Below are 9,539 nucleotides of genomic sequence, written 5' to 3'. Positions count from 1 at the left end.
CGTCGTCCCGAACGACGCGCGCTACCGGACTGCGCTACATCCCGATGAGATATTCCAAATTAAAAATCTTTTTCTATCCGGCAAATTTTTTGGGAGAAAATTTTCTGGTTGTTGTAGAGAAGCGGATCAATATGCTGCTTTAGAGATGAAAACTTATTTTGAGGATTTCAGATATGCAACTACCGTTTTGAAAATAGCCTTGAAGGAATAAAATCCTATTACATTAGCACTATCGAAATCATCTCTTCTTCTTCCATAAGAAAGAATTTTTGTGAAATGCCTATTTTAAAGTTATCAGCTTAAGAGAAATTATATTTCCTTTTGAGAAAATTATTTTACATTGCGTTAGCCTTAAAGCGATCAGACAGTGCTGATATCAGCGATAGAAGGCTGGAGACGTGACCCCGTTCATGATGATAGATAATTAGTGACGATGAAAAAACTATCCTTAGTTAAAACAACAGTCTTATAGTAGACTGCTCTCTTTTTTAATTGCTAATTTTTTTAAACCCAAAAATCAATGACAATGAAGAAATTTTTTGTAGCTCCATTCGCTGGTCATGCTAATGCTATGGTAAGCAAAACGTATGTGCTGGGCTTATCCGCTGTTCTACTGGTTTCCAGTACTAAGGCAGCTGATAAAATGAATTTTGATTTGCATAAAGCAGGCCATTTCACGACGATACCCTCACGTGCTGCCTTTTCTGTCGCCATTACAGTGAATCTTTCTGTCACTCCCTCGAAACCTTTAATCATTTATTTTACTCCTGTTGGGGGAGGTGAAACAATTTCATTGTTATGTTTTGACACCTACACATCATCGTCTGTACCTGCAGGTGTATACAACGTGAAGTTTTCCATACCTACTTCCGCTAATCCTTTTAGTCAGGTAGCACTGGGAAGTACCGTGCTTTGGATAACACCATTTCCTGGTTTGCCCACCGTATCAGGTTGTGAAATAAGTAACCTCTCTGTTAGCAGTGCTGTGACTATCAATGTAAGCTGAACTCAGCTAATGAACGAACAGGAACAATACATGTAATAAATCATTTTTTAAAAAGTTGTCTCATCAATATAGATGAGGCAACTTTTTAATTTAGCACCTTTCTCTGACAGACGGCTATTCCCGAAAATAATTCCTGATGATTTTACTAATAGTATCTGCTTTATCTAAAATCATCAGATGCCCTCCGCCTTTAATACGATAATCAGGAGACACCAACCTGCTGGCTATTACTCTGTCGGCGGTTCCATGTATCAGAATGGTTCTCTCAGGTGCTTCCTTATTATCCCAAAAGGCAATGGCTTTCAATGCCCAACGGAAAAAAGTAACATCTGTTTCCAGCAGCAATTTCGTTAATGCTTCCTTATCACTTGGTGTCCGGGTTCCAAAATAGCGATAGGTCAGAAAATTGGTACGTTTTATTAATGAGCCGGGAATGATTCGGTATAGGCCCATTTTCATGAAGAAAAACTGTACCTTATTTAATTCACGCCTGGTTCGGACCGAAGAGATCAGCACCATTTTTTTAACCCTGATCTGTTTGGATACTTCCACCGCCATGATGCCTCCAAAGGAAAGCCCTATGATATATGGATTTTCGACCGTGATCTGGCTCTTTATCCTGCCGGCATATTGTGTTAATGACTCATGCGGCAATGCAGGTATCCAGTTGATATAAACTTTATGATAGCCTGGAAGTTTCAGATTCATGAATATACTTGAATCTGCTCCGATACCACTGAAAAGATAAATAGTCTTTTGTTCTTTTATAGCTGTAGCCTCCGGGGTTTGGGCCCGCCCCCGAAAGCTGGCGAACATAAGTAAAATAAAAAAAATCACTTGCACATTTTTCACCATAAACTTTCTTATTTCCTCCCTTTTTCTTGACATAATAATTTTCGATATTGCCGAAAAATCAGTTATTTAAATATATATTTATTTGCCCTGTGTTGATGGCATTGCATGAAAACAGGCGATGATGTCGGCAAGTATATTTAATAATGCTATCTGATTTGTTTAGTTGGGCATGCAGCATTTGCAAGTACAGTGCCAACTGTAACATTTTAAAATACTTTTTAATAAAGTAACTATGGAACCCAAAGCTGTTATTGCCTGCGAAGAAAGCAATTATTCGCAGGGTGATAATTTTCTCTTGTACAAAAAGCTGCTTAAAGCAAAATATCCGAAAACAAATATTATTAAGCGAGAAGACATGTTATCTTTTGAATAATGCCGCATACATCTGCGCTGATCCATATACGGAAGGCCTTTCCTGCAGCTTAACGGCAGAAATAAAGCCGGCCTCATGAAACAATGTTTTTAAGGCGTGAAAGGGTATAGGGTAGGGCACCCAGGGATTAGCTCTTGTAGTTTCATATTCCACTATCAGAAAAGCACCCTGTTCCTGTAGGTGTGTGCTTACCTTTTCAATGAAAGGAGGTTTGTCCTGTACATAGTGAAGGGAATTGGCCATCAGAATGCCGTCCAGTCCTGATACGGGTAAATCATTTTTCAGGAAATCCAGCTGTCGGGGTTTTATATTAATATGATGTGGCTTAGGTAAAGGAGATAAAGGAGTAGTCCCTTTATCCCAGGCATAGATAGTACTCCCGGGTGCCAACAGGTTGGCCAACGCGTAAGTGAACAATCCTGCCCCACATCCAAGATCAGCCCAAATACTTTGGGGTGTCGTCGTATAATCAACGTGCTTTATTAACGTAATCGCATCTCGTATATCCATAGTATACGAAAGTTAATTTATTTTCTATTTTCAGTTAAATTTTTGAAAATAGAAGATGGGATGGAAGATCATAGAATACTGATATTTTTATGTTTTTCCGTTATGGTATTTGAATCAAATTTGACCAATTGCCGGAAAATATTTACATTACCTACACATATCAAAGTTTTAACCAGCCAATATTTAATACCAAAATCAGTTTTGCTTAAAAAGGTCCACGCATGCCTGCAATGAAAGACGTAAGTTTTGATGAAGCTGCTTTATGGAAGCGATTTAAAGCTGGTGACAAAGCTGCTTTTACACTGATTTACCGGGAATATACGCTGTCCCTGTTTCAATATGGCTTTAGATTTTGTGTCGACAGGGAGAAGCTAAAGGACATGGTCCAGGATCTCTTCATAGAGATGTGGAACAGCCGGGAAACGATCAGTGAGCAAGTGGCCATACGGTTTTATTTATGCCGTAGCCTGAGATATAAATTGATCCGGGCAGACTGCCAATGCCGTGCTGCTACCGATAAACAGGGTAAATACCTTCATGACATCTCCAGGTCGGAGGCCACGGTAGAAGAACGGATCATTGATTCGGAAATTAATAACTCCCGTAGTATATTATTGGACAATGCCATTAAAAAGCTTTCCCGTCGTCAACAGGAAATTATTACGCTGCGTTTTTATATGGGCTTTACCAATGCCCAGATTGCAGAAATGATGCACATGAAATACCAGTCGGTTAGCAACCTGCTTTACAGCGCCCTGGGACGCATTAAAGAAACACTGGAAACAGCGCCCTTTGCCCGGCGTTTGCTGGAAACATTCTTCCTGTTTCTCTAGCCTCATTATCACCTTACTATCCTGCATGGGTATTTAAATGAAGCATTTCTGCTTCGTGAGATGGCTATTTTCCCGTTATGGCAGGGCGTTACATAGACAATGTTAAAAAAACTTTATTTTTTTTGAGTATAAAATGAAAGCTTTTGTCATTTGTTATTAAAGGGCAGCTGATTGCCTCCTAAATAAATTGTTGCATGAAGCATTTTGGAGAGGATACCTGGGAATTTATCAGGGATGATCGCTTTGTTCAATGGGTGTTGTTTCCGGACGCGACGAATACCGCATGGTGGGAACAATGGATGGCAGCTCATCCTGAACGTATACCTGTGCTGGAAAAAGCCAGGAGTATGGTGTTGGGGTTAGGTAGAAGTGCCCAACCGGCAGCTGTTGATGAAACGTTACTGGAAGAGGTGTATGCTGCATTGGATCATCATTTGCTGGAAGAGCGCCCCGCAGGACAGCCAATACACTCACCAATGCGCCGCCTTTTACATTATAAATGGTGGGGGGCTGCGGCCGCTGTAATAGCTGGAGTCGTTTTGGTATCCATCTACCTGAAGACAAACAACAAAAGGCTGGTAGCCGAAAAGCTCACCAGCCATATGGAAAACCAGCAGCTGATACGGGTCAATACGACGAACGTCAACCAGGTGGCTTATTTAACGGATGGCTCGTCTGTGATTCTAAAAGCAGGGGCTTCTATTAAACATGATGCTTTCTTATTGCATTCCCAAAGAGAAGTATACCTGAAAGGAGATGCTTTTTTTGATATCGCTAAAGATGCCGCGAGGCCGTTCTTAGTGTATACGCCGGAAGTAGGGATTCGTGTGCTGGGAACCAGTTTCAATGTATCTGAAAATAATGGTGATCTTACTGTAACCGTGAAAACAGGTAAAATAGCGGTGTACAACCTGGCAGATAAGCAACAGCATACCTATATCGTAACGCCTAATCATCAGATCCGTTTCAATGCCAGGACGGCTGCGTTTATAGCCGATTCGCTGGATAACAGGCAGCTGGCGGCCATACAACCCATTGCGGAAGTGCAGCCTTTTGTATTTGATAATACGCCGGTTACCACCATCTTTAGCGCACTGGAAGCCGCTTACAGTATTAAAATTAACGTTAATGAAGAGGTATTTGCTAAATGCATGATTACCACTACCATCACCAATGAATCATTTGAAGATAAATTAAAGATAATCTGCGCGGCTATTAATGCCGGTTACACGATAAGGGAAGGGCAGGTATATATTACCGGGAAGCCCTGTAGTTAAAGGAATTGTTCACTTGTTATTCCACTAAAACGTTCTCTATGTTTACTTGATATTATCAACCAAAAAAAAGTGGCGATGCACTAACACCGCCACCTGTAATTTTTTCCTGTAGGGTCTGGACAACTGATACAGGAAGCGAATTGTCGTACTAATCATTTTATTAATCACAACAAAACACTTGAAGTTATGCACAAATTTGCAAACTCCAACCGGACTGTCATATTTTTTATGAGGGTTGCACTCCTACAAATAGGTCTTCTGTTTTGCCTGATCACCTGTTCATTTGCCAAAAATGCACGTGGACAGGAGGTCCTGAGCAAAAAAGTATCGCTAAAAATGCCGCCCAGCGACCTGCGTAGTATCCTGAAAACAATCACGCAAAAGACCTCCGTAAACTTTACCTACAGCAGCAGTACCTTACCGGCAAAACTACGTATTGCGGTAACCGCCCATGAGGAGCAGCTGGGCGATGTACTGTATCGTTTACTCAATCCCCTCCATATCAATTTTGAAGTGATCAATGAACAGATCATTTTAAAAAAGGATAACAATAATGAGGCGGCGATGAGCATAGAAGGATTGAATACACTTTTTCAAAAGATCAGTGGGATTGTAAAGTCCAATACCGGCGAGGCATTGCCCGGTGTGAACGTAATGGTAGCAGGTACCAGCCGGGGCACGGTAACAAATCTAAACGGACATTTTGAGCTGGAAGCGAAAGACGGCGATGTCCTTGTTTTTTCTTCTATCGGGTTTGCATCGCAACGGGTAACCGTAGGCAGCAATGCCGTGTTGAACATTGTAATGACTACCTCCGCTACTTCGCTGGATGCCGTAGCCATTACAGCATTGGGTATTAAGAGAAGCGTGAGAACACTGGGCTATTCACAGGAAGAAGTAAAAGGTGCAGAAGTGGCCAGATCCAACGCACCTAATGTGCTGAATGCATTGGCAGGTAAAATGGCCGGCGTGAATGTAACCAGTCCAAATGGTGTAGACGGTGGAACCACCCGTATTGTAATTGGCGGAAATAACACCATACAGGGCGATAACCAGCCGCTGATCATTGTAGATGGCATGCCTATGGCCAACGACCTGGCGCAGCCTTATAACGTGCGTACCGCCCCTACAGGTAGCGCCATGTACGCGGGAAATAATGCAGATGCCAGTAACACCAGTTCTCCCAAGGATTTTGGTAGCCCGATCAACATGATTAACCCGGAAGATATTGAAACAATGAGTGTGCTGAAAGGCCCGACTGCTGCCGCTTTGTATGGAGGTAAAGGTGCTAACGGCGTAATCCTGATCACCACCAAAAAAGGCGCCAAACGCAGTGGTCTTGGTGTTGATTATACCTATGGATTTAAAAGCATTGATCCATACCGCTACCTCGAACTGCAAAATGAATACGGTGCAGGTGGCATGGTGTCGCTGGATGCGCCACAATATTTAACTGATGCAAACGGTAATCCTAAACTGACAGAAAACTGGAACGGCATGTATGTGGATCCTAAGACAGGATCCGGCCCTTACGGTGTAAATACCTACAATCAGGTAGGCTGGCCTGGTTCCGGCGTGTCCTGGGGTCCTAAAATGGATGGTAAAATGATTACCTGGTGGGATGGTACACAAAAAGCAGATGTGCCGCAACCGGATAATATTAAATTACTGTTCCGTAATGGGATGCAGTCATCGCATAATGTATCGCTCGCCGGCGGAAATGAATGGGGATCTATCCGGGCCTCTTTTTCCCGGCTGGATAATACGGCCGTACTACCCAACAGTGGCTACTACCGCAATACCTTCAACCTGGGCGCCAACATGAAGCTGACGAAAAGAGTGAATGTGCAGTTGACTTCTTCCTACATTGTTAATCAGTATCACAACCCGCCACAACTGGGTAATGATGACGGTAACTCCTGGATGAAACGACTGGTATACAATGCCGGCAGAAACTACCATGGCGAAGATATTGGGATCTATAAAAATGAAGATGGTTCCCAGAATACGCTGACGAATTTTCCCTGGGTGGGAAATGGTGGCGCTACGGTTTGGAACATCTATGAAAATAACACCAACCAAAACAGAAGAAAATTATTGGCAGGTGTGCAGTTGAATTACGAAGCGACTGACTTCCTGGATTTCATTTTCCGCGGTGGAATAGACAACAACACCAACGAAATGACCACCAAAAATACGCCTACAGATGCTGTCGGCATTAAAGGATATTATGGTCATGGTACAGAGCGGGATAATGCTTCCAATATGGATTTCATCGGTACGCTGCATAAAGATAAAATCCTGGGAGGCGATATTAATGGTAAGTTTTCCGTGGGTGGAACCATGTACCAGCGTGAAATGTATGGCATGTTTGGCTACAATGACAACTGGGCTATGCCAGATGTATATTCCCTGAATACCGGCACTTATCTTGGTAATCCGCATCCCATAACAGAAAGCCAGTTGCGCAAACGCATGAATTCTTTATACAGCTTTATTAATTTGTCATACAAGGATTTTCTTTACCTGGATATCACCGGTCGTAACGACTGGTCATCTGCTTTGCCAAAAAATCAGTGGTCTTATTTCTTCCCTTCCTTTGCGGGTAGTTTTGTATTTTCTGATGCCTTCAAAATTGATCCTGCTATCCTGAGTTTTGGAAAGATAAGAGTAGCCTGGGCGCAGGCAGCCACCGATCCGTTGCCCTTCCAGATCAACTATAACTATTCCACTTTAACATTTGCAGGGCAGGCGGCAACGATGTTACCCAACACACTGCCGGCACTTAATTTTAAACCTGCTATCAACACCACTACAGATTTTGGTATCGTGTTAGGTTTTCTCAATAACCGTCTGAACGCGGATTTTAGATATTATAAAGGAAAATCCAGGAACCAGATCCTCAGTTCTCCGCTGCCACTCAGCTCGGGTGTGAGCAGTATCGTGGTGAATACAGGGGTACTGGAAAATTCAGGCATAGAGTTAATTCTGCGCGCGAAAGTGATTGACCGGAAAGATTTTGGCTGGGATGTATCCCTCAACCTGGCACACAGCAACAACAAACTGCTGTCTTTATCTGATGGAACCGATCGCGTAGATATGGCCAGCGCCTGGAATGACGGCGGCGCACACGGTCCGGTTATTTCAGCAAGGGTAGGAGACCAGTATGGTACGATATACGGATATGATTATGTATACGATCCTAAAACCCACCTGCCTTTGATGGTCCAGAATCCATATGGCAAACCGGAAATGAACGGCACCATGTACCAGGCAACAGATGGTTTAGTGCCTTTGGGAAATGCCACGCCTAAATTAACCGGTGGCATCACCAATACTTTTAGTTTTAAAGGATTTTCTGTGAGCACGTTGATTGACGCCAAAATAGGCGGTGATATCTGGTCTGGTACTTATGCAACGATCATGCAGCAGGGACAGGCAAAAGAAACACTGAAAGAAAGAGATGGCGGCGGACTGGCATACACTACTCCCGATGGTACAAAAACCAACTGGGGCGTGATATTGCCGGGTGTATTTCCCGATGGAAAGGTCAATAATAACGTAGTACACTATTACTATAAATATATGCCTTACGGCGTATGGAGCAGTACTGATCTGGGTTCCGGTGTAAAAGGAAGTGACTGGATCAACAGGAATTCTGTTTTCGAAAATACCTGGGTAAAGATGAGAGAAATATCGGTTAGCTACCAGGTGCCACAAAGTTTTATCAGGAAGACAAAAGTATTCCAGGCAGCTTCTTTGACACTGGTTGGAAGAGATCTTTTTTACCTGTATAGTTCTTTGCCGGACCATATCAATCCGGAAGGCGTAAATGGCGCCGGCAACGCGCAGGGACTGGAGTTTATGTCTATGCCGAGTTTCCGCTCCTTAGGTTTCCAGGTAAGGGTTTCTTTTTAACGGAACAGATCTACTCACCGATTAAAACGTGCAAACATGAACAAAGCAAAAAAAATATTTTTATATATTGCCGGTGCTTCCATGACTTTTGGCGCCTGTACCAAAGATTTTCAGGACATCAATACCACGCCGGGATTACCTACTACCACCACTATCCCCCCGCTGGTAAATGGTGTGATCAGCACCCTGTTCCTGAAAGGGCAGGAGCAGGCCGCCATTCATAATGAATATTATTATCCGGTTACCCAGCTGGCGACTATCAGCGGCAACTCAGGTTACCTGGTACAGAATGGTGCGTTGGATATATGGACTGACTACTATGCTGCGCTGCAAAACCTGAATCAGATTCAGGATAAAATAGATGCTTATACGGGAGATAAAACAGAAATGGATAATGTACAAGGCATTACCTACATTCTGCGGGCATATAAAACACTGCGCATTACTGATCAGTTTGGGGATATTCCTTACTCAAAGGCAGGGCGTGCCTACGCCAATGAAACCGCTAATTTCCGGCCGGTTTACGACTCCCAGGAAAGCATTTATAAAAGCGTGCTGGAACAACTTAAATGGGCATCCCAACACCTTACCACTGCTGCGAATACACCGGGAGGTAAACCTTATGTCACATTAGGCTCTTCGGAAACATTGTTTAACAGCAATATTACCATGTGGCAGAAATTTGGTAATTCTTTACTGCTTCGCTATGCGATGCAGATAGTGGAAAAAGATGTGGCTACTGCCACGCCATACCTGCAATATGCTTT

8 protein-coding genes are annotated in these 9,539 nt (G+C 43.0%); 6 read left to right on the top strand and 2 right to left on the bottom strand.

What is annotated here, in order from left to right:
* Together VIP81_RS31985 and VIP81_RS31980 are read left to right on the top strand one after the other, a co-directional pair.
* Positions 1–211: hypothetical protein (locus tag VIP81_RS31985; RefSeq protein WP_331971787.1), on the top strand; the 211-nt coding region annotated here is incomplete at its 5' end.
* Between the two features lie 315 nt (positions 212–526).
* Entirely contained in the window at positions 527–1,006 is a 480-nt protein-coding gene (locus VIP81_RS31980) for a hypothetical protein (protein WP_331971784.1), read from the top strand.
* A gap of 114 nt (positions 1,007–1,120) precedes the next feature.
* Here the strand turns inward: VIP81_RS31980 and VIP81_RS31975 are convergent, their stop codons facing one another.
* Together VIP81_RS31975 and VIP81_RS31970 are read right to left on the bottom strand one after the other, a co-directional pair.
* The gene (locus tag VIP81_RS31975; protein WP_331971780.1) at positions 1,121–1,714 is read right to left on the bottom strand and encodes an alpha/beta hydrolase; all 594 of its coding nucleotides are present in this window, start codon (positions 1,712–1,714) and stop codon (positions 1,121–1,123) included.
* Between the two features lie 505 nt (positions 1,715–2,219).
* Positions 2,220–2,744, bottom strand: a complete 525-nt coding sequence (locus VIP81_RS31970) for a class I SAM-dependent methyltransferase (RefSeq protein WP_331971777.1) — start codon at positions 2,742–2,744, stop codon at positions 2,220–2,222.
* Positions 2,745–2,965: 221 nt separating this feature from the next.
* Between VIP81_RS31970 and VIP81_RS31965 the strand changes: the two genes are divergently transcribed.
* The 4 genes from VIP81_RS31965 to VIP81_RS31950 all read left to right on the top strand — a co-directional run.
* The gene (locus tag VIP81_RS31965) at positions 2,966–3,577 is read left to right on the top strand and encodes a sigma-70 family RNA polymerase sigma factor (RefSeq protein WP_331971774.1); all 612 of its coding nucleotides are present in this window, start codon (positions 2,966–2,968) and stop codon (positions 3,575–3,577) included.
* A 194-nt stretch (positions 3,578–3,771) separates the two neighbouring features.
* Complete coding sequence (locus VIP81_RS31960) at positions 3,772–4,854, top strand: FecR family protein (protein ID WP_331971771.1); 1,083 nt, start codon at positions 3,772–3,774, stop codon at positions 4,852–4,854.
* A 186-nt stretch (positions 4,855–5,040) separates the two neighbouring features.
* On the top strand, positions 5,041–8,772 hold the full coding sequence (locus VIP81_RS31955; protein ID WP_331971768.1) for a SusC/RagA family TonB-linked outer membrane protein: 3,732 nt from the start codon (positions 5,041–5,043) through the stop codon (positions 8,770–8,772).
* A 36-nt stretch (positions 8,773–8,808) separates the two neighbouring features.
* Positions 8,809–9,539: SusD/RagB family nutrient-binding outer membrane lipoprotein (locus VIP81_RS31950; protein WP_331971765.1), on the top strand; the 731-nt coding region annotated here is incomplete at its 3' end.

It is taken from the genome of Chitinophaga sp. (genome assembly GCF_036566945.1).
Taxonomy (GTDB): domain Bacteria; phylum Bacteroidota; class Bacteroidia; order Chitinophagales; family Chitinophagaceae; genus Chitinophaga.
This window is presented reverse-complemented; position numbering and strand designations above follow the sequence as displayed.

Coding starts and splice junctions, on each gene's coding strand:
- VIP81_RS31965 (WP_331971774.1), top strand. CDS start 2,966: ATGCCTGCAATGAAAGACGTAAGTTTTGATGAAGCTGCTTTATGGAAG.
- VIP81_RS31975 (WP_331971780.1), bottom strand. CDS start 1,714: ATGAATCTGAAACTTCCAGGCTATCATAAAGTTTATATCAACTGGATA.
- VIP81_RS31970 (WP_331971777.1), bottom strand. CDS start 2,744: ATGGATATACGAGATGCGATTACGTTAATAAAGCACGTTGATTATACG.
- VIP81_RS31960 (WP_331971771.1), top strand. CDS start 3,772: ATGAAGCATTTTGGAGAGGATACCTGGGAATTTATCAGGGATGATCGC.
- VIP81_RS31980 (WP_331971784.1), top strand. CDS start 527: ATGAAGAAATTTTTTGTAGCTCCATTCGCTGGTCATGCTAATGCTATG.
- VIP81_RS31955 (WP_331971768.1), top strand. CDS start 5,041: ATGCACAAATTTGCAAACTCCAACCGGACTGTCATATTTTTTATGAGG.